Raw genomic sequence first — 20,164 nt, 5'->3', positions numbered from 1 at the left:
ATTGATTAGCAGAAAGTGAACAAAAAAGGGCGCTTATCGTGCAAGAAAACTTCAGCGACCATCGAAGCGCACGGCGAGCCGCTGTTCGAGAAACGCATCGACGACGAAATCAATAAACACGCGCGTCTTGGGCGGCAGTAGTTTCTTGTTCGGGTAGTAGAGGCAGATCGGTCCAAGATCCGCGTACCAGCCCGGCAGCAGCCGGATCAGGTCGCCGCTGAGCAGCAAGCGGGCAGCATGGGGCATCGGCAGCATGGCCACGCCGTGGCCAAGCATCGCGGCATGCGCCATCGCTTCCGGGTCATCGAAGATCAGGCGGGTATGGCACTCGGCTTGCGCCTGTTCGCCAAACCGGTTGCGCAGCGTCCAGGCGTACAGGCGCCCGGTCCCGCCGGAGCGCCGGCCAATGCCATCGAATTCCGCGAGCTCGGATGGATGCATCGGCATGGGCCGGTCCGCCATGTAGGCCGGCGAAGCCGTGGCCACGACATGGGCCGGCGCCAGTTCACGCGCGATGACCCCCTGGTTGAGGGCAATCCCACCACCGATTGCCGCATCGAAGCCGCCACCGATCAGGTCGACGGGGCGGTTGTCGAACTGCCAGTCCGGCACGACCTCGGGATAGCGGCGCAGGAATTCACCGAGCATGGGCACCAGGTACTCGCGTCCGAATGCCACGCCGACGCTGACCTTCAGGGTTCCCGACGGTTTGCCGTCGTGCTGTGCCGCGTGCGAAAAAGCGTCCTGCAGGTCGGCAAACGGTGCGGTCACCGCATGCAGGAACCGCTCGCCGTCGGCGGTCAAGGTCAGGCTGCGCGTGCTGCGGTGAAAGAGCCGCAGGCCAAGGTGCGCTTCCAGGCGCGCGACGTTCTTGCTGACCGCCGCCGGCGTCAGCCCCATGCGGCGAGCGGCGCCCGAGAAATTGCCGGTTTGTGCACTCAGAATGAAGGATTCGAGAAGGCCCAGTCCTTCCATCGCAGACCCTATACAAATGGTTGAAATTGATGATCTCGATTATGGCCTACCGGAGTGGCAATCGGATGTAGATACTTTGATGCACCAACCTCAAGGAGCATCGCAATGACAACCACCTTTTCCGGCAAAGTCGCTTTTGTGACCGGCGGCGCCCGCGGTATTGGCGCAGCCATCGTCCGCCGCCTCGCGCGTGACGGCGCCGCCGTGGCCTTTACGTACAAGGGCTCGACCGCTCAGGCCAACGCCCTGGCCGCCGGCATCGATGCCGCCGGTGGCCGCGCGCTCGCCATCCAGGCTGACGCGGGCGACGCCGCTGCGGTCACCCGGGCGATCGACGATGCCGCGCGCCAGTTCGGCAAGATCGACATTCTGGTCAACAACGCCGGCGTGCTGCTGATGGGTCCGGTTGACGCGTTCTCCCTCGAAGACTTCGACCGCACCCTGGAGGTGAATGTGCGTGCCGTGTTCGTCGCTTCGAAGGCGGCCCTGGCGCATATGGGCCAGGGTGGGCGCATCGTCAACATTGGCAGTTGCAACGCCGAGCGCATGCCGTTCCCCGGTGGCGCAGCCTATGCGATGAGCAAGTCTGCCTTGCAAGGTCTCGTGAAGGGCATGGCCCGCGATCTCGGACCAAAGGGCATCACGGTCAACAACGTGCAACCCGGCCCGACGAACACCGACATGAATCCGGAATCGGGCGAATTCGGCGGCGCGCTCCATGCGCTGATGGCCTTGCCGCGTCACGGCCAGCCGGACGAGATCGCGGGAATGGTCGCCTATCTGGCCAGCCCGGAAGCGGCCTTCGTGACCGGCGCCAGCCTGACGATCGACGGCGGCTTCAACGCCTGAGCGTCGCTTCACCTGCCGCCATGCTTGCGATGCAGCGCAAGCATGGCGATACCAACTACCAATTCTTGCGATTCCCCGGCGACGCGTCCCTCCAAGTCTTCCCAGACAGTTTCTGACGAATGCCGCGGTATGCGTCAACCCTGTCCACTGGAGCCTGGCCGATGCGCCTCACCTTCCTTTCGGCGATCTTCGCCGCAGTTCTCACTTTTTCCGCCGTCCCCCATACCGCGAACGCCGCGCCACGCGCGCCAGTCTCCGGCCCGGCGCTGGCTGAAGCCACGTCCCGTATCGAGGATGGCAAGATCGACGTCAACGGGGTGCGTTATCACTACCTGCTGGCGAAAGGGCGCGGTACCCCGGTCGTTCTCCTGCACGGCGGCGCGGCAATGGTCGTGATTCCGGACGGACTGGGCGGGTACCTCCGCAACGGCGAGATCCACCTGATCGACGGGCGTGGCGTGGTGCTCGGCTTGTACGACGATCGCTCGTTCGACGAGGCGCTGAGCGCAGCGCGGCAGGCGGTGCGATGAAGCCGGCGCCCGCTGCGGCCCACCTGCATGCGCCCAGGCTGCGGCGGGACCTGGATCTACGCCGTCACCGTGGCCGTTGGCCGGGTTGCGCACCTGGGCCGCTTGCCGGGCTTCGGTTTCTCCCCGGCGGCCCTGCCGCGAGAGGGGAAAGAGCAGTAGGGGGCTGGCTACCTCAAATGCGCGCCAACTGGCTATTGCCGGCATGGCCGCCCACGCCTAGGCTGTGGCACGGATCCGGCTTGTTGCCGGGACGGCAGGGAAACTGGAATGACTTTGCGCCTCGACAGCCACCGGGCCAACCGGCCCAGCACCGAACTCTTGATTCGCCTTGATCGCCGCAGCGAACGCTATCGCCTCGAGCATTCGCTCGCGGATTTGGTCCGCCTGCGTGTCTCGCAGATCAACGGCTGCCCCTATTGCATTGACCTGCATTCCACGCGGGCTCGCCGGGACGGAGAAATGGCAAGGCGGATCGACTTGCTGCCAATGTGGCGCGAGACGTCGCTCTACACGGATCGCGAGCGCGCGGCACTGGCGTGGTCCGAGGCGGTGACGTGCGTGGCCAGCACGCATGTCCCGGATGACGTCTGGGAAGCGGTGCGCCCACATTTTTCCGAACGGGAACTGGTTGACCTGACCTTGCTGGTGAATGCCATCAACAGCCTGAACCGCTTTGGCATTGCATTCCGACGCTCGCCAGCGTAGCCGAGGCGAGGGGATAGGAAAGTAGAGTAGGGGAAACAGGGAAGGGGGATGCGCGGGACGGGGCGGCACAACTGCGTGGCCGGCCTCCCGCGCGGGGCGGGTCCTGCTCTTAGCGGGGCAGGAGTTTCTTGATCGGCTCGCCTTCGGCAGCCAGGCCGAATACCAGCAGCTTCGCCGGCTGGGTGTCACTGGGATTGCGTGTGACGAGATGATGCGCGCCAGGCGGCTCGTACCAGCTCTGGCCTTGCGTGTAGGTCTTCGGGGGTTCGGCGCCAAGCTGCGACACCACCGTCCCTTCAAGCACATACGCGAAGATCGAACCCGGATGCACGTGCGGCGCGGCTTCCTGCCCCGGGCTGAAGGTCACGGTAGCCAGGAGCACGTTCTTGCCTTGCGTTTCCGGGATCGGCTGCTTCATCAGCGGCAGCACGGTTTCCCCCGCCGCGCCTTTGTCGGGCTGGCCATCGGGTGCATACGCGAATGCCATGCTGGTGCCGAGCAGCGCCAGCATGGCCGGCACAGCGGTGACAATGAGCAGGCGGCACACCATCCGCCGGCCTGGATGTCTGTTCGTCATCGGAATTCCCCTGCGTTCAGGCCGGCAGCTTGCGGAAAGCGATGGCGAAACGGTTCCAGCTGTTGATGGTGGAGATGAGCAGTGTCAGGTCGACCAGTTCGGCGTCGGAGAAGTGCGGGCGCACGGCCTCCCAGGCTTCGTCCGGGACATGGGTCTCGGAAACCAGCGTGACGGCTTCGGTCCACGCCAGCGCAGCCTTCTCGCGCTCGCTGAAAAACGGGGTTTCGCGCCACACCGAGAGGGTGGCCAGGCGGCGATCGTCTTCACCGCCCTTGCGCGCGTCGGTGGTGTGCAGGTCGACGCAGTAAGCGCAGCCGTTGATCTGCGAAGCCCGCAAACGCACCAGTTCCATCAGCGGTTTTTCCAGCCCGCTCTTGGCGATCCGTTCTTCCAGGCCGATCAGGGCCTTGATGGAGGCGGGGCTGGCATTGTAGAAATCGAGACGTTGTTCCWTGGTTTGCTCCTGGTTTGCGCCGCCGGGACGGCGGCGCGACAGGAACAAGATTAGGATGACAACTGGTTATGCAAAAGAGCCATTTATTGGTAATTTCAGGTATCCAGTGACCTGGCACCGGGTCGGTTCCGCAAGGGTGGCTACGGCCTGCCCGCCGCCATCACCCCGGCCAGCTTCTCCATGCCGGCATGGATGTCGGCCACGCCAATGCCACCGTAGCCAAACAGAATCCCGGGTACCGGCTGCCGCCCGCGATACATGCCGGCGATGCCGTAGAGGCCGATCGACGCGGCGGCGGCGCGAGCGATCAGGTCCCGTTCCTCCAGCTCCGTCTTCAGGCGGGCAACGAGGTGGATACCGGCGGCCGGCGCGTTCGGCGCGAACCACTGTGCCAGTGGGCCGTCCAGATGCTGCAGCAAGGCGGCCCGTCGCGCGGCGTACTCCTTATGCATGCGACGCAGGTGCTTGGCGAAGTAGCCGTCGAGCATGAACTTGGCCAGGGCCGTCTGCGTCATGGTGCAGCTATGCCAGTCGCCCACCTGCTTGGCGCCGCGCATCGCCTTGGAAAGCGGTGCTGGCGGAATCACGTAACCAATGCGCAGTTCGGGGAAGATCGTCTTGGAAAAGGTGCCCAGGTACGCCACCGCGCCCGTGCTGTCGAGGCTCTTGAGGGATTCCATGGGCCTGCCCATGAAGCGGAATTCGCCGTCGTAGTCGTCTTCCAGCACCAGCGCGCCGCGCCGCTGCGCCCATTCGAGCAGCGCGATGCGGCGCTCCAGGCTCATGGCCATGCCCAGCGGAAACTGGTGCGAGGGCGTGACGTAGACAATGCGCGCGTTGTCCGGCAGGGCGTCCACCACCAGCCCTTCCGCATCCACCGGGACATCGGCAATCCGGGCGCCCAAGGCGGAGAAGGCAATACGCGCAGGCGGATAGCCGGGATCTTCCACCGCCACCACATCGCCCGGGCGAATCACCACCCGCGCCACCAGGTCGATCGCTTGCTGCGCGCCCTGCGTGACGATGACATCCTGCCAGTTGCTGACCACGGCGCGGCTGAAAGCCAGGTAGCGCGAGACCGCCAGGCGCAGCTCCTGCTCCCCGGCGGGGTCTCGGTAGGTGCCCCGCCCGCGGGCTTGCAGGCGCAGCGCATGGCCGACGCAGCTGCGCCATTTGTCGAAGGGAAACAAGGTCTTGTCGGTGACGCCGCCCACGAAGTCGAACGCGGGTGCGGCGCCGGGTGCCGTCATCGGCAAGGCGTCGGGCAATGTTTCCCAGATCGAGCCGGAGCCGGGACTCGGGGACACCGGCGCTGGCGCGGACGGCAGACGCGTCATCTCTTGCGCCACGAAGGTGCCATCGCCGGCACGCGAGCGCAGGTAGCCTTCGGCAATCAACCGCTCGAACACGTCGAGCGTGGTCTTGCGCGAGACGCCAAGCTGCGTGGCGAGATCACGGGTGGACGGCAGTCGCTCGCCCGGCGCCAGCCGTCCGTTGACAATGCCGGCACGCAGCTGGCGGTAAAGCTGGCCGGCCAGGTCCTGCCGGCCGTGAATACTCAAATGGACATCCATTCGCTGGTCACCTGAAACGGTGGGGAATGATTGGATTCTACGTGCCAGTCCTGCCGGCTTCCAGCGGCGCTGATCTGCGTTGGCGCTCGGCGCCCGTGGCCGAACCGGCCATGCAGGCGCTGCTGCGCAACGCCGGCGTGATCGCCATCCCGGATGGCCTCGGCGGCTTCTAGCAAAACGGCCGCGTGCATGTAACTGAAGCGCGCTCGCCCCGGCGCATGCAAGACGCTTATGCCAGCCATTAGCCAACGCGCCTGTCGCCCGCCATCCACACATTGTCTAATGCATCCACACACAGGCACGGCAAGCAGTCCAACGCCGCAGCCGATAACGATGATGGAGACAAAGTGCAATGAAACGTCCCGCCCGCCTGAAAGTCCTGCTGGTGTCCGCCTGCGCGTCCATCGCGTGGGGCACCTCGCTCGCTGCCGGCACCGATGCCGCGCCGTTCCCGACCCATCCGATCCGGCTGGTGGTGCCGTTCACCAGCGGCGGGATCGCCGATGTGATGAGCCGCGTCCTCGCTGAAAAACTCAAGGAGTCGCTTGGCCAGTCGGTGGTGGTCGAGAACCGGCCGGGCGCGGGCACCATGCTCGCTTCCGAATATGTGGCGCGCGCCGACGCCGATGGCTACACGCTGCTGATGGCGGCGGCGTCCCTCACCATTGCGCCCGCCGTGTATCCCAGGGGCCGGGTCCGGTACGACCCGGTGCGCGATTTCGCGCCGGTCTCGCTGGTGGCGGAGGTGCCGCAGGTGCTGGTGGCATCGCCCGTCTTCCCGGTAAGGAATGTCGGCGAGCTGATCGACTATGCGCGCCGGCATCCCGACCAGGTGAACTATGCCTCGTCCGGCGCCGGCACGTCCAACCACCTCGGGGCGGAGCACTTCAACCAGATGGCGCACATCCATATGAAGCACGTGCCTTACAAGGGCACCATGCAGGGACTGAACGACGTGGTGGCCGGCCATGCGCAGGTCATGTTCGCCGATCTGGCCGCCGCGGCCCCCTTTATCAAGGCGGGCAAGCTGACCGCGCTGGGACTGACCAGCGCCAGGCCTTCGCCGTCCCGCCCGCAGATGCAGACCATCGCCCAGGCGGGCCTGCCGGGCTACGCCAGCACCTCGTGGCTTGGCCTGCTGGCGCCGGCAAATACCCCGCCCCAGGTCATCGCCCGGCTGAACGAGGCCGTACTCAAGGCCTTGCGCATCGGCGAGGTCAAGGCGCGCTTCGCCGCGCTCAATGTCGACCTGGCGCCGAGCAGCCCGGAGGCGTTCAAGCGCTTCATCGCCAGCGATGCGGCCAGGTGGTCGGACATCGCGCGGGCGACCGGGGCCTCCGTGGAGTGAGGCTCCCGGGCCGGGCCGGCCTTGACGGCCCGGCTTGTCTTGCCGGCCCGGTGCCGCGGCCCCGGTTCGCACTCGCCCGGCGCCTTCCCGCCATTCCCTGCAGATTGCCGCTGCCGTCCCTATGACCGCGCATGGCCGGTTGCGCGCTGCTTTTCGCTTTCACGTTCCATCACAACAACAGCAATGACTGGAGGAGACAGATGAATACCATCCGGCTGACGGCAGCCGCCCTGATGGCGCTGCCAGGGCTTGCCGCCGCGCAGTCGGTCACCCTCTACGGGGTGGTCGACACCGGCGTCGAGTACGTCAACCATATCGGCACGGCAAGCGACAGCGTGACGCGCATGCCGGGACTGACCGGCACCGTGCCATCGCGCTGGGGCTTGCGCGGCAGCGAGGACCTCGGCCAGGGCATCAAGGCGGTGTTCGCGCTGGAGTCGGGCTTCGGCCCCGACACTGGCGTATCCAACCAGGGCGGCCGCCTGTTTGGCCGCCAGGCGTACGTGGGTCTCGCCGGCAAGTGGGGCCAGATCGCGCTGGGCCGGCAGTACACCATGACGTTCTGGGCCAACCTCGAAGCTGACATGCTCGGCCCGAACACTTTCGGCTCGGCCTCGCTGGATAGTTATATGGCGAATGCCCGCGCCGATAACGCCATTGCGTACAAAGGCACCTTTGGCGGCTTCACGGTAGGGGCCACTTACAGCTTCGGGCGCGACAGCGTCAATGCCGGCCCGAGCCCGGCGGGCACCAACTGCGCCGGCGAGAACCCGGCCGATGCGCGCGCCTGCCGCGAATGGTCGGCGCTGCTCCAGTACGATGCCAAGAGCTGGGTAGTCAACGCGGCCTACGACTCGTTGCGCGGCGGTCCGGGTGCCTTCGCCGGGCTGACCAACAGCGGCTTGCGCGACGACAGGCTCTCGCTCAACGGCTATGCCTTGCTGGGCGCCGCCAAGCTGGGCCTCGGTCTGGTACGGCGCGATAACCGGGCCAGCTCCACGCCGCGCAGCGACCTCTGGTATGGCGGCGTGTCCTATGCAGTAACGCCGGCCTTCAGCGTGGATGCCGAAGTCTTCAACCTGCGCTATCACGACAGCAGCAACAAGGCCTGGCTGTACGCGGCGCGGGCGACCTATGCGTTCTCCAAGCGCAGTTCGGTGTATGCCACCGCCGGCTTTATCAACAATGGCGGCCAGCTCGCCTTGTCGGTCAGCAACGGCCAGCCGGGTGCCAACCCGGCGCCCGGCGCCAGCCAGCTGGGTGCCATGGTGGGGATCAAGCACGTCTTCTGATAGCACGTCTTCTGATACATCTTCCGATGCCTTGAGACATGACTGCGCCGGCGAGATCGGGATCCCGCCGGCGCGGCGTTGCGCTGGCTGTGCGTTGTGCCTTGTTCAGTGCGGCTCGACACCCACGAACGCGTTCTCCAGCAAATGCAGGATGCCATCGCGGGTCAACGGCGCCGGATTGGGATAGGGCGAGCGCATTGCCTGGTCGGCCACGCGTGCCAGGTCGGCATGCCGCACGCCCAGTTGCTCCAGCGCCAGCGGCACCTGCAAGCGGCTCGCCAGCCGGTGCAGCCCGCGCGCGGCATTGTCGCTGCCGAGCGCCGTGGCGATGCGCGCCATGACCCGCGGCGCGGCGGCCGCGTTGTATTGCACGGCATGCGGCAGGACGATGGCGTGGGTTTCCGCGTGCGGCAGGTTGAGCATGCCGCCCAGCGTATGGCATAGCTTGTGATGCAGCGCCACCGCGCAACTGCCAAGCACCGAGCCGGCCAGCCACGCGCCATACAGGCAGGCACTGCGCGCCGCCAAATCGTGCGGACGCGCCACCACCTCTGGCAGCCCGCTGGCCAGGGCGCGGATGCCATCCTCGGCCATCAGCGTGGTGACGGGATTGGCGTCGGCGGCGTACATCGCTTCCACGCAATGGGCGATGGCGTTCAGGCCGCTGGTGGCGCTCAGCGCCGCCGGCAGGCTCAGGGTGAGTTCGGGGTCATAGATCACGCTGCGCGGCAGTACCTGCACCGAGCGGCCGGTCTTCTTCTCGCCACGCTCGGTGATGCCGTAGATCGGCGTCATTTCCGAGCCGGCATAGGTGGTCGGCACCGCGACGATGGGTATCGGCGACTCCAGCGCGATGGCTTTGCCCAGGCCGATGGTGGAGCCACCGCCAACCGCCACCGCGCAATCGGCGCCAAGGCGGGCGGCCAGCGCGCGCGCCTCGCGTGCGACCTCGATCGGCACATGCATGACGGCTCCGGGGAACATCCCCACATAGCGCTCGCCGAGCAGCCCGGCGACGCGCTGCGCCAGCGCGGTCTGCTCGGGGGTGCAAAGCACCAGGGCGCGCGTGGCGCCGAGTTGCTCGACCTCGCGCGCCAGCGAGGCGAGCGCGCCCGTGCCGAACACCACGCGCGCGGGCAGGGGCGAGTAGATAAAGCTGTCTTGCATCATGTGGGGTCTCCCAAGTAGTGATTCCTGGCCGATGCCGCGACTTGCCGCGGCGCCTGCCGGTAGGTCACCGCGCGTCAGGCAATGGCATCGGCGCGGCGGATCGAAGCGATCATCGAGCTGTCGAGCAGGAACTCGCGCGACTTGTCCGGATCGAGCGAGATCGCATGCAGGTCCTGCCGGTTCTGGCGGCGCACCTGCGGGTCGCGTTCTTCCATGGTCTTCTTGTTGCGGATGCTGTTCTTCTGCACCACTTCCACGGCCACGGTGCGGCGCTGGCGCGAATACAGGTCGAGCAGCTCGGCGCCGGCGCGGCCGTGCCAGACCTCGGCCAGCTTGGTGCCAAGGTTGAAGGCATCGTGCACGCCGCCGTTCAGGCCGAAGCCGCCGATCGGGTTGTTGATATGGGCCGCGTCGCCGGCCAGCAGGATGCGACCCCTGACGAAGGTGTCCGCCACGCGCTGGTGCACCCGGTAGGTGCCGGAGTAAGCCAGCGGGAAATGCATGTCCACGCCCAGGGTCTCGCGCAGGCGGGCCTGCACGTTGGCCGGCGCCAGCAGCACCGCGTCGTCGACATCGGTATCGGCGGGCATGGCAACGCGCCAGAGGTCGGGGCGGCTATCGTCGTACAGCTTCAGCACCACGGCCCAGTGATCGGGGTCGGAGACGTAGGCGGTGCCGGTGTAGCCCAGCGTTTCCATCGGCATGGCGACATTGGTGACCAGGAATTTCTCGCGCCAGGTAAAGCCTTCGAAGCCAAAGCCGGCGCTCTTGCGCACCATGCTGCGGGCGCCGTCCGCGCCCACCACCCAGGGCACCCGTACCTCGCTCGGGCCTTGTGCGGAGCGCAGCTTTAGCGTGGCGCTGGCGCCGCTGGTGGATACCGATTCGAGCTTTTCACCAAAGCGCAGCTCGACATTCGGCAGTGTGCGCAGCACATCGAGCAGCAGGCTGGAAAGGTAGTGCTGCGGCAGGTGGAAGCGGAAGGGGAAGTCGGTCAGGGACGACAGGGTGCCCAGATCGAACTCGGCATAGACGCCTTCGCTGCGGTCTCGCATCTGCCAGACGGGAATGCGGATGCCCATTTTGGTCAGCGCCGCTTCGATGCCGAGTTCGCGGAAGATCTCCAGCGTGGGCGGAAATTCGTTGAGAAAATAAGTGTGCCGAGAAGGCGTGCGAGCCTAGGAACGAAGCGCAGCAAGGCTGGAGCCTTGCGAGCATTTGTGACGACGGATCGCGCGTCTTGTCGGCACACTTATTCGACGAATTTGTGATTCGGGATACTAGAATCCTGCGTGCAAGGTACCGGCCGGTCATACGGGTGTCGATACGCGGAATCGCATCGGTGCCATTCGGAAGTTGAATGCGCGGCTCGCATGGCACGCGCCGATCGGGTACAACGGTTCCTGCCACTGCGCACCTCGCCTCGCCGAGCCTGACGGTGCGTCACAGTCCACAAGGAACCCAGTCATGGCAAAGAATGCCGGTTTCGCCGCCTCGCTCGACCTGCGGCTGCTGATCGTCTTCGACGCGGTGCTGCGCAAGCGCAGCCTGACCCAGGCCGGCGACAGCCTGGGCCTGAGCCAGCCGCTGATGAGCCAGTCGCTCAGCAAACTGCGCCAGTACTTTGGCGATCCGCTGTTCGTGCGCACCACGGCCGGCATGTCGCCCACGCCGCGCGCGCGCGAACTGGCGCCGCGCATCGCCAGCGTGATCCAGTTGATGCAGGAGGCCGTCGAAAGCCCCGACCAGTTCGATCCGGCCGTCTCGCGCCGCAGCTTCAGCTTTGTCGCCACCGATTTCGGTGCCGCCTTCCTGCTGCCCAGGCTGCTGGGCCACCTCGCCGAACATGCCCCTGGCATCCGGGTGCGCGCCATTGCCGCACCGCGCCATGGCGTGGAGGAGATGCTGGAAGAGGGCGAGGCGGACCTGGCCATGGGCAGCTTCGCCATCACGCGCTCGCCGTTCTACCAGCGCCGGCTGTACGCTTCCGATTACGTCTGCCTGGCGCGCGCCGGCCATCCGGTGGCGCAAGGCGGGCTGAGCGAGCAGGCCTATCTGAACGCCTCGCATGCGCTGGTGGCGCCGCTGCCGATCGGCTACGAGGCACTCGAACGTTTCCTGCTGGACAGCATTTCCGCCGAACGCTTTGTCGTCACGCTGCCGAATTTCCTCACGGTGCTGACCACGCTGCCCAGCTCCGATGCGCTGTTTACCGTCTCCCGCCGCGCCGGCGTCGAGGTGGCCCGTCTGGTCGGCGCGCAGGTGCTGGAGCTGCCGGTAAAGATCCCGGGCTTTGTCGTGCGCCAGTTCTGGCATGAGCGCTTCCACAAGGATCCGGCCAACAAGTGGTTCCGCGACCTGATCCACAGCCTGCTGGCCGACGCAGGCGAGGGCGGCGACGAGGCCTGCGCCGCCTGACGCGCGCGCGGCCGGATGCCGAATCGGCATTCGATGTATTCCTTTCCGGCTATGGTCCCGCGCGGGCCCCGCTTCCATACTCCAGCCAAGCCCGCAAGCGCCCCCCTTATCCGGCGCGGCCGGGCGGACAGCCTAAGCCAGTTAAGGAGACGCTATGGAAGGCAACCTCATTCGCGGTCTGCATCACATTACGCTGTGCACCAGCACGGCCCAGGGCGATGTGGATTTCTTCGTCAAGGTGTTGGGGCAGCGCTTTATCAAGCGTACCCTGTTCTACGATGGCCGCATTCCGATCTACCATCTGTACTTCAGCGACGCGGACGGCACGCCCGGGACGGTGATGACCACCTTCCCGATGCGCCGCACCGAGCTGACCGGACGCAAGGGCTCCGGTCAGTTCACCGCCATCGCCTACTCGGTGCCGGCGGGCTCGCTGGATTTCTGGCGCGAGCACTTCGGCCGCAACGGTGTCGCCATCGCGCAGGAGTCGGAACGGTTCGGCGAGAAGTACCTGCGCGTTGTCCATGCCGGCATCGACTTCGAAGTGGTGGAAGATCGCAGCGACACGCGCAAGCCCTGGCGCTCCGAATACGTGCCGGAGCAGTACGCGGTGCGCGGCTTCCATAACTGGACGGTGACCGTGCGCGAACTGGAGGACATGGACACCTTCATGCAGAACGCCTGGTACTTCCGCAAGACCGTGGCCGACGGCAAGTTCACCCGCTACGAAGCGGGCGAGGGCGGAGCAGGGCGCCGCATCGACGTGTTGTACGAGCCGGACCTGCGCCAGGGCACCTGGACGCTGGCCGAGGGCATCGTGCACCACGGCGCCTTCGACGTGGCGGACTACGATACGCAGGCCCGCGTGAAGTTCGATACCGAAGGCATGGGCTTTACCGACTTCTCCGACCGCAAGAACCGTGGCTACTTCGAATCGGTCTACGTGCGCACGCCCGGCGGCGTGATGTTCGAGGCCACCAAGTCGCTGGGCTTCAAGATGGACGAGGAGGAGGCCATGCTCGGCACCGAACTGAAGATCTCCCCGCAGTTCAATGTGTCGCATGACGACCTGCGCAAGCAGATGCAGAAGGAGGATCCGATCCATGTGTGATTTCCGCTCTTCCCCGATGTGGCTGTCCGTGGACGTGGACGTGGAGGTGGCGGCATGATGTCCTTCAAACTGTTGGGCACGGGCCCACGCAAGGTAATGCTGTTTCCCGGCCTGCTCGGTACGCGCGATGCATTTGACGATCAGCTGCGCTGGGCTGACCTTGAAGCGTTCCAGTACGTTGCGATCGAGTACCGAGGCTATGGTCAGGCCCGCAATGAGCGCGGCCTGATGACGCTGCGCGAAGTGGTGATCGACGCCACGCGCGTGGCCGACTACCTGGGCTGGAGCCGCTTCGCGGTGGCCGGGCATTCGCTCGGCGCGCTGGCCGCGCAGATGCTGGCGTTGGCGCTGCCGCAGCGCGTGGAGGCGATCGTCTCCATCGCCGGCCTCAGCGCGCGCGGCAGCAGCGGCGATCCGCAGCGCGTGYAAATGCTGCAGGAAGCGGCAGTGTCGCGGCAACAGCGCGAAGCGCTGGTGACGGCCGGCACGGCGCGCCGCTACCCGGCCGCCTTCGCACGCGCGGTGGTGGACGGCAGTTGGGGCAACATCGATGGCAGGTCCTTCGCCAGCTATGCGCTCGATGCGAGCCGTACCGACATCAGCCAGCAGGTGGAGGGTTCCGACAAGCCGATCCTGGTGCTCGTCGGCCAGCATGACAGCGTCAATACGGAAGAGGCCGCGCGCGCGACCACGTGCAAGTGGTATCGCAAGGCGACGCTGCAGGTGCTGGCAGGGGCCGGGCATTATCCGGTGCAGGAAACGCCGGCCGCCACCAGCGCGGCGCTGGAAGCCTTCCTGCTGGGTAGCGCGAACCCGGTCTAGCAGGGCGCAGGGCCGCGGCTCCCGCCTCCATCGCAACAACAGGAGGGAACCGCGGCGCAAGGCATCAGTCCCGCGGGACGTCGAACAGCAGCACTTCGGCATCCCGTCCTTCGCTTAGTGTCAGATCGCAAGGGCCCCTGACCTTGAGCGCATCGCCCTGGTCGAGCGGGTGTCCGTCCACGCGCAAGTGACCCCTTGCGACCTGCAGGTAGGTCTGCCGGTCCGCCGCGCAGTGGTAGGCCAGCGTATCCGCGCCATCCAGGATGGCGGCATGCAGACAGGCGTCCTGGTGGATCACCACCGAGCCGTCGCGGCCGTTCGGCGAAGCAATCAGGCGCAGCACCCCGCGCTTCGATGCCACGTCGAAGTGTCGCTCCTGGTAGCTGGGCGGCAAGCCTCTCGTCTACGGTTCTATCCGTTCGACGCATTGAACTCGCTGTGCGCAATGCCGCGCCCTGCGCTCATCCGCTGCACATCGCCGTAGCGCAGCACCGAGCCGTTGCCCATGCTGTCGCGGTGCTCCAGCTCGCCGTCGATCACATAGGAAATGATCTCCATATCGCGATGGGCGTGCTCGCCAAAACCCTTGCCGGGGCTGATGCGGTCCTCGTTGAGGACCACGATGGGGCCAAATTGCATATGGCGCGGATCGTGGTAGGAACCGAAGGAGAAGGAGTGGCGGGCGCGCAGCCAGCCGTGGTCGGCTTGTCCGCGCCCTTGCCCGTGACGAATTTCAATGCTCATGAGGGTGCTCGATGTGGATGGGTTGGATGGCCGCGCTCTCACAGCGGGATTTTGAGTTGGGGCCACAGGCGCGTGTCTTGCGGCCGGCAACAGACGACTTGCCGGTGGCCGCGCGGGACCAGGCGGCCCTGGCCCGGTTCAGCACGAAGTCGAAGTCGAGCCGGTAGCCGCCATCGGCCTGCTGGATCCACTCTCCGACCTAATGTGTCCAAGGCCGAGCGTTGAAAGTAGACTAATTGGAATGCTGGCTTTCGACTATTGAGCCGACGTCATGGACACTATTCCGCAGAGGAATGAAGACGAACTGGGCCCCCATCACCTGCAGGTGTTCGAAGTTCTGCTGGCCGAACGCAGCCCTGTTGTCGCATCACAACAAAGCGCAATTCGATGGTTCGCTAACCCACTATTTGTAAGTATCGTTAGCCGAGCGCTGGTACATACTACAAAATCGACGTGAACGGATTGCGTCGGCAAGCCGTCGGGATCGCCCAGAGTTTCCAATCATCAGCTGACAAGGAACGTGTTATGAAGATGAAATGGATTGCCGCCGTCGCCGCATTTGCCGCTGGTGGCGCGTATGCCCAGTCGAGCGTGACTCTGTACGGGATCCTCGACGTTGGTATCGAGTATCAAAATAACCAGCCCGGCGGCAGCCACAGCGTGACCCGCCTGACCTCGGGCAACCTGTCTGGCAGCCGTTGGGGCCTGCGTGGCGTGGAAGATCTGGGCGGTGGCCTGCGGGGCGTCTTCGTGCTGGAAAGCGGTTTCAACCTCGACACGGGCACCTCGGCACAAGGCGGCCGCCTGTTCGGTCGCAACGCTTACGTCGGTCTGCAAAACCAGTGGGGCACCCTGACCCTGGGCCGTCAACAGACCCCGTTCTATGACTTCGGTCTGCAGTTTGACCCGATGGGCATCTCCACGAACTACTCGATCATCGGCCAGGACGCAGGGTTCACCAGCCGTGCTGACAACTCGGTCAAGTACGCCGGCACCTTCGGTGGCCTGACCGCCAGAGCCCTGTATAGCTTCGGCTCGAACACCGGCGGCGGCTCCTTTGGTGAAGTCCCGGGCAGCCCCAAGATTGGCCAGGAGTACAGCGCTGGCCTGACCTACGCCGTCGGTCCGTTCGCCGTCGGCGCGATCTACGATGAAACCAACCTTGGCCTGGCCGCGACCGGTGCCCTGACGGGTGCCAAGATCCGCCGCGCCAGCCTGGCTGGTTCGTACGGCTTCGGTCCGGCCAAAATGTACGCTGGTTATCGTTGGGCCATGGCGCTCGACGGCGCCACGCTGCCGGGCAACCTCGGGCCTAACAATGTCTCGAACCTGTACTGGCTGGGCCTGGCCTATCAGATACTACCTGCGCTATCGCTGACCGGCGCCGCCTACTACCAAGACTTCCGCGGCACCAAGGCTGATCCGTGGAGCTTCGTGGCATCGGTTGACTACAGCCTGTCCAAGCGCACCGATGCCTACCTGAACCTTGGTTACGCCAAGAACAAAGATGGTTCGAACCTGGGCCTGACTGCAGGCGGTACCGGCGCGATACAAAGCACCGCCTTCGGCACGGTAAGCGGCTCGGAGAATCAGTTCGGCGCGGTCGTTGGTCTTCGTCACAGATTCTAGACTGGCGCGAGCGCAAGCCCTGCTTCGCTTCAAGAGCTGGTGCGTGGACTAGACCTGCATCCTGGTGCGTGGCCAATGGAAGTACCTGCATGGTGGGGTGGACAGGGCCGGCAATACCATCGATTTTCCTGCTGCGCGCCCAGCGGGAATACGGCCGCGGCACAGCGTTTTATCGAGAAGGCCGTCGACCGGAACGGTGAACCCGGATCGGTGACCATCGATGTCGAATGGACCATGTCGAACTTCAGCACTCCGCTACCACAGGCCAGCGCGGCCCTCGGGCTCTTTCGCGAGCATGAACTATCCATCGGCCTGGTCTTGCCGCTGCTCGGTGCAGGTCAGGCGGTGGTGGACTATGGCGCGCAGCTCGATCTGGCCCAGCGCGCAGACGTGGCCGGCTTCCGCGCCCTGTGGGTACGTGACGTACCGCTCAATAGTGCGGGCTATCCCGATCCTGTTGGCCATCTCGACCCGTGGGTGTTGTTAGGCGGACTTGCCGTGCGCACGCGGCGCGCCGCACTGGTGAGTGGGGCGGTGGTCCTTACCCTGCGCCATCCGTTGCATATCGCCAAGGCGGCCATTTCCACGCATGAGCTCTCCGGAGGACGCTTCGTGCTTGGCATGGGCTCGGGAGACAGGCCTCCAGAGTACGCCGCGTTCGGGCAAGACGGCAATGCGCGGCGAGACCTGTTCCGCAACCACTGGGAAGTCGTGAGCGCGGCGGTAGGCGTTCCGTCGCGCGTCATCGCGGACCAGGAGCCCGACGACGGGACAGAGTTCTACATGCTGCCGCGCCAGCGGACCGCGATTCCGTTGCTGGCCGTTGGCTCGGCCGGGCAGAGCGTCGACTGGATTGCCCGACATGCAATCGGCTGGATGACTTATCACCGGGATCCGGCAACCCAGCAGGATCGGCACAGCATGTGGCGCGCAGCTTGCGATCGTGCGGCGCCGGGCAGCTTCCGCGCGTTTGGTGTGGCCGTGCGCCTGGAACTGAGTGAGCGCGTATCAGAGCCGCCCATGGCGTTGAACCTTGGATACAGGACTGGCGCGCAGCATCTGGTTGCCATCCTCGAAGACATGCGCGCTGCGGGAGTCCATCACGTGGCCTTCAATATCACGGATTCGCAGCGGCCAGTGCCGGAGGTGCTCGACGAACTCGCCGCTACGGTGCTGCCCGCCTTTCACGCGAATAACTCAATATGGCGCGCGGGACCAGATATGGACCTTTCGCCAGGGCGATAACGAGACAAGGGATCCGGTCAGCGGCCGTTCCCGCAGCAACAACGCCGTGGTAATGCGCTCCTCAAGAGGACGGACGAAGTCGCGCCACTCGGCCGGGATCCTCTGAGCGGGCCAGGCCATGCGCAAGATCCAGGGGCGCACGTTTGCCAATCTTGCAGTCATGACGACTCCTGTTGACCAACTTTGAACAGGAACGGGATCAGCGTCGCGAAGCGAGCATCATGGCCACAAGCGAGACCAGGGCAAGGCCACTGCCGACAGCGACGATGCCGGCCCAGCCGACGTGCGTGTAGAGCGCGCTGGCGAGTGCGGATCCCACCGCGCCGCCGACAAAGATCGCGGTCATGTACAGCGCGTTCAGGCGTGCGCGGCTGGTGGCATCAAGCGCATAGATCGCACGTTGACCCAGCACCATGTTCATTTGTACGGCAAAGTCGAGCACGATGCCGGTCAGTGCGAGCAAATACAGACCGCCCGTACCGCCGAAAAGTCCGGGGATAAAGCTAAGGGCTGCCGCGATCATCGCAACGTATGAGGCAATGCGGGTGCGGCCCGCGTCTGCCAGCCGGCCGGCGATCGGCGCCGCCACCGCGCCCAGTGCGCCAACCAGGGCAAAGATGCCGATCTGCGATTGCGACAGGCCATAGTGGCGGGCCAGCTCCAGCGGTGCGGCAGTCCAGAACAGGCTGAACGCAGCAAACAGCATCGCCTGGTATAGCGATCGCTGGCGCAGCACCGCGTAGCGTGTGAACAGATGCCACAGCGAGGTCAGCAGGCTGGCATAGGTGGCGCGATGCTCCGGCACGCGACGCGGAAGCGTCGTCGCGATGATCGCCACCGTGGCCAGCGTCATCGCGGCGGCGATATAGAAGACTGCACGCCAGCCGAAATATTGCGCAAGCATGCTCGACAACGGCCGCGACAGCAGGATGCCCGAGAGCAGGCCGCCCATGATCGTGCCCACGGTGCGGCCACGCAGCGCTTCGGGCGCCAGGTGCGCCGCCAGCGGGATCAGGATTTGCACGCTGACCGAACTCAGGCCCAGCAGGAGCGATACCAGCAGGAACAGGCCTGGTTGCGACGAGGTGGCGGCGCCCACGAGGCTGATGGCCGCGGCCGCGCCGCTGATCATCAGCAGCCGCCGGTTCTCGTGCAGATCGGCCAGCGGTACCAGGAAGAACAGGCCGACGGCATAGCCGATCTGGGTCAGCGACACGATCACGCTGGCGCTTTGGGAGGACAGGCCCACGGCCGGCGCAATCAGCTCGATGATCGGCTGGGCGTAATAGAGGTTGGCGACCAGTATGCCGGCGCACAGCGAGAACAGTGCGACCAGCGCACCGGACATCGGCGCGGCTGCATGGTCTGCTCCGTTGGAGGTGGGAGAGGTAGTGGTTTCCATGGCGATGGGTGTCAGGTTGGAATGCTGAGAGCTTAGGCGCCGGAAAGCGCAATTTGAATCACAACGGGACGCAAGTCAGCGTTGCGTGGCGCGCAACGCCTCCCGTGCGGGGCTATGCAGAGAGCTTTCATGACAATGCGGGGCTATGCAGAGAGCTTTCATGACAATGACTCCGTGGCTGGGCTGCTAATCAGTGGACACCTCAGTACGCAAACTGCAGGAACGCTACCGCAATCAGGAGCAGGTTCATGACGGCCAGCACGATCCAGCCGTACATCAGCAACAGGCTTTCGTTTTCGCTCAACGCTTCCTCCGTATGGGTCTGTGTCCCGCCGCTTGTGGATCGCGATCACAAGGCAGGCGCCACGTCCATGATCCGGCGGCCGAGCGCGATACCCCAGTGCACCAGGCGCCGGTCCGCCGGCAGTTGATCGCGTTCCCAGCGCAGCAGCGCGGCGTCGATATCGGTGGCGTGGTTCCGCAGCGCGCGGGCCAGCGTCAGCGCATTGGCTGGCTGTTCAGGGCGCGAGTTGAGGAGAATCGTAGGAGGCGGGGTGGGTGGCAGCAATTGTCGGATGGTGGGTGCCCCCTTAGACCAAGGTATCAGTTGGATGGCTAAAAGCAGGTCGTGCGTACCAAAGGCAGACCGCACAAGCGGTGCCGTGGACGCATTGCCGCAGCCAATGCCGGCTGGCCGAAGGCTGCTTGTCGCTTCGGTGCGGATCAGCGCAGCCAGCATCGCCATGAGCGTGGCGGCGATGAAAGTGGGCGCCGAGGATTTCATGGCCAAGCCGTTTCGCGATCAGGCGTCTGCTTGACGCCGTGTCCGCCGCGCTGGAGAAGGACCACTTGCGTCGTCAGACGGTGCGCAAGGTCGAGAATATTCGCGCCAACTACGCCACGCTATCGCCGCGTGAATCCGAAGTCATGGGCATGGCAGTGTCCGGCCTGCTGAACAAGCAGATTGCCAACGAGATCGGCATTAGTGAGGTCATCATCAAGATGCACCGCGGCCAGGCTATGCGCACGATGAAGGCGAGGACGTTTGCCGATCTGGTGCTGATGGCGCAGAAACTCGGCATCTGCAAGGCCGACCGCTGACAGAAAGTATGCTGGTATTTTCGCTCATCGTATTTTACATAAGACAGATTATGTGAGCTGTTGGTGTAGCGGCAAAGTTGTAATGTCCGGTTCTGGCAAAGTTCAAATGTCCGCCTGAGGCGCCTTTCCATGGTATTCAGCCTGCCCGGTTGATGCAATGGAGACGCCAGACGATGGCTAGACCCGAGGTAATTACAGTAAGCATGCGTGAGTTGAGT

At 65.2% G+C, this 20,164-nt stretch carries 20 protein-coding genes and 2 pseudogenes; 13 read left to right on the top strand and 9 right to left on the bottom strand.

The window, feature by feature from the left end; genetic code table 11:
- Positions 1–51: 51 nt before the first annotated feature.
- A complete protein-coding gene (locus AC1DQ3_RS33550; RefSeq protein ID WP_477124411.1) occupies positions 52–975 on the bottom strand; it encodes a LysR family transcriptional regulator in 924 nt (307 codons plus the stop codon).
- Positions 976–1,080: 105 nt separating this feature from the next.
- Here AC1DQ3_RS33550 and AC1DQ3_RS33545 point away from each other — a divergent pair, with 105 nt between their 5' ends.
- The 3 genes from AC1DQ3_RS33545 to AC1DQ3_RS33535 all read left to right on the top strand — a co-directional run bounded on the left by AC1DQ3_RS33545 (position 1,081) and on the right by AC1DQ3_RS33535 (position 3,059).
- Positions 1,081–1,824 carry an SDR family oxidoreductase gene (locus AC1DQ3_RS33545; protein WP_477124410.1) on the top strand — a complete coding sequence of 248 codons (744 nt, stop codon included), beginning with the start codon at positions 1,081–1,083 and terminating at the stop codon, positions 1,822–1,824.
- A gap of 161 nt (positions 1,825–1,985) precedes the next feature.
- A complete protein-coding gene (locus tag AC1DQ3_RS33540) occupies positions 1,986–2,354 on the top strand; it encodes a hypothetical protein (protein WP_477124409.1) in 369 nt (122 codons plus the stop codon).
- Between the two features lie 267 nt (positions 2,355–2,621).
- Positions 2,622–3,059, top strand: coding sequence for a carboxymuconolactone decarboxylase family protein (locus AC1DQ3_RS33535; RefSeq protein WP_477124408.1), 438 nt, complete (start codon positions 2,622–2,624; stop codon positions 3,057–3,059).
- Positions 3,060–3,168: 109 nt separating this feature from the next.
- Here AC1DQ3_RS33535 and AC1DQ3_RS33530 read toward each other — a convergent pair whose 3' ends face one another.
- The 3 genes from AC1DQ3_RS33530 to pdxR form a co-directional block, all read right to left on the bottom strand.
- Positions 3,169–3,636: a cupin domain-containing protein gene (locus AC1DQ3_RS33530; protein WP_477124407.1), complete on the bottom strand. Its 468-nt coding sequence runs from the start codon at positions 3,634–3,636 to the stop codon at positions 3,169–3,171.
- A gap of 16 nt (positions 3,637–3,652) precedes the next feature.
- Complete coding sequence (locus AC1DQ3_RS33525; protein WP_477124433.1) at positions 3,653–4,132, bottom strand: carboxymuconolactone decarboxylase family protein; 480 nt, start codon at positions 4,130–4,132, stop codon at positions 3,653–3,655.
- 98 nt (positions 4,133–4,230) lie between these two features.
- A complete protein-coding gene (pdxR, locus tag AC1DQ3_RS33520; protein ID WP_477124406.1) occupies positions 4,231–5,664 on the bottom strand; it encodes a MocR-like pyridoxine biosynthesis transcription factor PdxR in 1,434 nt (477 codons plus the stop codon).
- 26 nt (positions 5,665–5,690) lie between these two features.
- On the opposite strand from pdxR, the gene AC1DQ3_RS33515 reads away from it, so the two are divergent.
- The 3 genes from AC1DQ3_RS33515 to AC1DQ3_RS33505 all read left to right on the top strand — a co-directional run bounded on the left by AC1DQ3_RS33515 (position 5,691) and on the right by AC1DQ3_RS33505 (position 8,304).
- Entirely contained in the window at positions 5,691–5,837 is a 147-nt protein-coding gene (locus tag AC1DQ3_RS33515) for a hypothetical protein (RefSeq protein WP_477124405.1), read from the top strand.
- Positions 5,838–6,016: 179 nt separating this feature from the next.
- On the top strand, positions 6,017–7,012 hold the full coding sequence (locus tag AC1DQ3_RS33510) for a tripartite tricarboxylate transporter substrate binding protein (RefSeq protein ID WP_477124404.1): 996 nt from the start codon (positions 6,017–6,019) through the stop codon (positions 7,010–7,012).
- Between the two features lie 200 nt (positions 7,013–7,212).
- On the top strand, positions 7,213–8,304 hold the full coding sequence (locus AC1DQ3_RS33505; protein WP_477124403.1) for a porin: 1,092 nt from the start codon (positions 7,213–7,215) through the stop codon (positions 8,302–8,304).
- Positions 8,305–8,409: 105 nt separating this feature from the next.
- On the opposite strand, the gene AC1DQ3_RS33500 is transcribed toward AC1DQ3_RS33505, so the two are convergent.
- Positions 8,410–9,474 carry a maleylacetate reductase gene (locus tag AC1DQ3_RS33500; protein ID WP_477124402.1) on the bottom strand — a complete coding sequence of 355 codons (1,065 nt, stop codon included), beginning with the start codon at positions 9,472–9,474 and terminating at the stop codon, positions 8,410–8,412.
- Positions 9,475–9,548: 74 nt separating this feature from the next.
- Entirely contained in the window at positions 9,549–10,595 is a 1,047-nt protein-coding gene (locus AC1DQ3_RS33495; RefSeq protein WP_477124432.1) for an FAD-dependent oxidoreductase, read from the bottom strand.
- Between the two features lie 346 nt (positions 10,596–10,941).
- Here AC1DQ3_RS33495 and AC1DQ3_RS33490 point away from each other — a divergent pair, with 346 nt between their 5' ends.
- The 3 genes from AC1DQ3_RS33490 (at position 10,942) to AC1DQ3_RS33480 (ending at position 13,825) form a co-directional block, all read left to right on the top strand.
- Positions 10,942–11,892 (top strand): LysR family transcriptional regulator, encoded by a 951-nt coding sequence (locus tag AC1DQ3_RS33490; RefSeq protein WP_477124401.1) that lies wholly within the window; start codon positions 10,942–10,944, stop codon positions 11,890–11,892.
- Between the two features lie 154 nt (positions 11,893–12,046).
- Entirely contained in the window at positions 12,047–13,003 is a 957-nt protein-coding gene (locus AC1DQ3_RS33485; RefSeq protein ID WP_477124400.1) for a VOC family protein, read from the top strand.
- A gap of 54 nt (positions 13,004–13,057) precedes the next feature.
- Entirely contained in the window at positions 13,058–13,825 is a 768-nt protein-coding gene (locus AC1DQ3_RS33480; protein WP_477124399.1) for an alpha/beta fold hydrolase, read from the top strand.
- Positions 13,826–13,889: 64 nt separating this feature from the next.
- On the opposite strand, the pseudogene AC1DQ3_RS33475 reads toward AC1DQ3_RS33480, so the two are convergent.
- Positions 13,890–14,569, bottom strand: a pseudogene (locus tag AC1DQ3_RS33475) (pirin family protein).
- A gap of 525 nt (positions 14,570–15,094) precedes the next feature.
- On the opposite strand from AC1DQ3_RS33475, the gene AC1DQ3_RS33470 reads away from it, so the two are divergent.
- The 3 genes and pseudogenes from AC1DQ3_RS33470 (at position 15,095) to AC1DQ3_RS33460 (ending at position 17,443) form a co-directional block, all read left to right on the top strand.
- Positions 15,095–16,198 (top strand): porin, encoded by a 1,104-nt coding sequence (locus AC1DQ3_RS33470; RefSeq protein ID WP_477124431.1) that lies wholly within the window; start codon positions 15,095–15,097, stop codon positions 16,196–16,198.
- A gap of 52 nt (positions 16,199–16,250) precedes the next feature.
- Positions 16,251–16,420 (top strand): annotated as a pseudogene (locus tag AC1DQ3_RS33465) (DDE-type integrase/transposase/recombinase); the annotation flags it as partial.
- A 12-nt stretch (positions 16,421–16,432) separates the two neighbouring features.
- Positions 16,433–17,443, top strand: a complete 1,011-nt coding sequence (locus AC1DQ3_RS33460; RefSeq protein WP_477124430.1) for a TIGR03571 family LLM class oxidoreductase — start codon at positions 16,433–16,435, stop codon at positions 17,441–17,443.
- A 199-nt stretch (positions 17,444–17,642) separates the two neighbouring features.
- On the opposite strand, the gene AC1DQ3_RS33455 is transcribed toward AC1DQ3_RS33460, so the two are convergent.
- Both AC1DQ3_RS33455 and AC1DQ3_RS33450 read right to left on the bottom strand, forming a co-directional pair.
- Positions 17,643–18,845, bottom strand: a complete 1,203-nt coding sequence (locus AC1DQ3_RS33455; RefSeq protein WP_477124398.1) for an MFS transporter — start codon at positions 18,843–18,845, stop codon at positions 17,643–17,645.
- Positions 18,846–19,194: 349 nt separating this feature from the next.
- Positions 19,195–19,629 carry a hypothetical protein gene (locus tag AC1DQ3_RS33450; RefSeq protein WP_477124397.1) on the bottom strand — a complete coding sequence of 145 codons (435 nt, stop codon included), beginning with the start codon at positions 19,627–19,629 and terminating at the stop codon, positions 19,195–19,197.
- 38 nt (positions 19,630–19,667) lie between these two features.
- Between AC1DQ3_RS33450 and AC1DQ3_RS33445 the strand changes: the two genes are divergently transcribed.
- Positions 19,668–19,946 (top strand): response regulator transcription factor, encoded by a 279-nt coding sequence (locus AC1DQ3_RS33445; RefSeq protein WP_477124396.1) that lies wholly within the window; start codon positions 19,668–19,670, stop codon positions 19,944–19,946.
- Positions 19,947–20,164: the final 218 nt, after the last annotated feature.

It is taken from the genome of Cupriavidus sp. 01T418, from assembly GCF_056398885.1.
The sequence above is the reverse complement of the archived record's forward strand: the minus strand, read 5'-3'. Positions and strand labels throughout refer to the sequence as shown.

Excerpts from the sequence above, each read along its gene's own strand:
- AC1DQ3_RS33470 (WP_477124431.1), top strand. The coding sequence starts at position 15,095 with ATGAAGATGAAATGGATTGCCGCCGTCGCCGCATTTGCCGCTGGTGGC.
- pdxR (WP_477124406.1), bottom strand. The coding sequence starts at position 5,664 with ATGGATGTCCATTTGAGTATTCACGGCCGGCAGGACCTGGCCGGCCAG.
- AC1DQ3_RS33545 (WP_477124410.1), top strand. The coding sequence starts at position 1,081 with ATGACAACCACCTTTTCCGGCAAAGTCGCTTTTGTGACCGGCGGCGCC.
- AC1DQ3_RS33490 (WP_477124401.1), top strand. The coding sequence starts at position 10,942 with ATGGCAAAGAATGCCGGTTTCGCCGCCTCGCTCGACCTGCGGCTGCTG.
- AC1DQ3_RS33515 (WP_477124405.1), top strand. The coding sequence starts at position 5,691 with ATGATTGGATTCTACGTGCCAGTCCTGCCGGCTTCCAGCGGCGCTGAT.
- AC1DQ3_RS33505 (WP_477124403.1), top strand. The coding sequence starts at position 7,213 with ATGAATACCATCCGGCTGACGGCAGCCGCCCTGATGGCGCTGCCAGGG.
- AC1DQ3_RS33510 (WP_477124404.1), top strand. The coding sequence starts at position 6,017 with ATGAAACGTCCCGCCCGCCTGAAAGTCCTGCTGGTGTCCGCCTGCGCG.
- AC1DQ3_RS33460 (WP_477124430.1), top strand. The coding sequence starts at position 16,433 with ATGTCGAACTTCAGCACTCCGCTACCACAGGCCAGCGCGGCCCTCGGG.
- AC1DQ3_RS33450 (WP_477124397.1), bottom strand. The coding sequence starts at position 19,629 with ATGAAATCCTCGGCGCCCACTTTCATCGCCGCCACGCTCATGGCGATG.
- AC1DQ3_RS33540 (WP_477124409.1), top strand. The coding sequence starts at position 1,986 with ATGCGCCTCACCTTCCTTTCGGCGATCTTCGCCGCAGTTCTCACTTTT.
- AC1DQ3_RS33485 (WP_477124400.1), top strand. The coding sequence starts at position 12,047 with ATGGAAGGCAACCTCATTCGCGGTCTGCATCACATTACGCTGTGCACC.
- AC1DQ3_RS33550 (WP_477124411.1), bottom strand. The coding sequence starts at position 975 with ATGGAAGGACTGGGCCTTCTCGAATCCTTCATTCTGAGTGCACAAACC.
- AC1DQ3_RS33530 (WP_477124407.1), bottom strand. The coding sequence starts at position 3,636 with ATGACGAACAGACATCCAGGCCGGCGGATGGTGTGCCGCCTGCTCATT.
- AC1DQ3_RS33500 (WP_477124402.1), bottom strand. The coding sequence starts at position 9,474 with ATGATGCAAGACAGCTTTATCTACTCGCCCCTGCCCGCGCGCGTGGTG.
- AC1DQ3_RS33535 (WP_477124408.1), top strand. The coding sequence starts at position 2,622 with ATGACTTTGCGCCTCGACAGCCACCGGGCCAACCGGCCCAGCACCGAA.
- AC1DQ3_RS33455 (WP_477124398.1), bottom strand. The coding sequence starts at position 18,845 with ATGGAAACCACTACCTCTCCCACCTCCAACGGAGCAGACCATGCAGCC.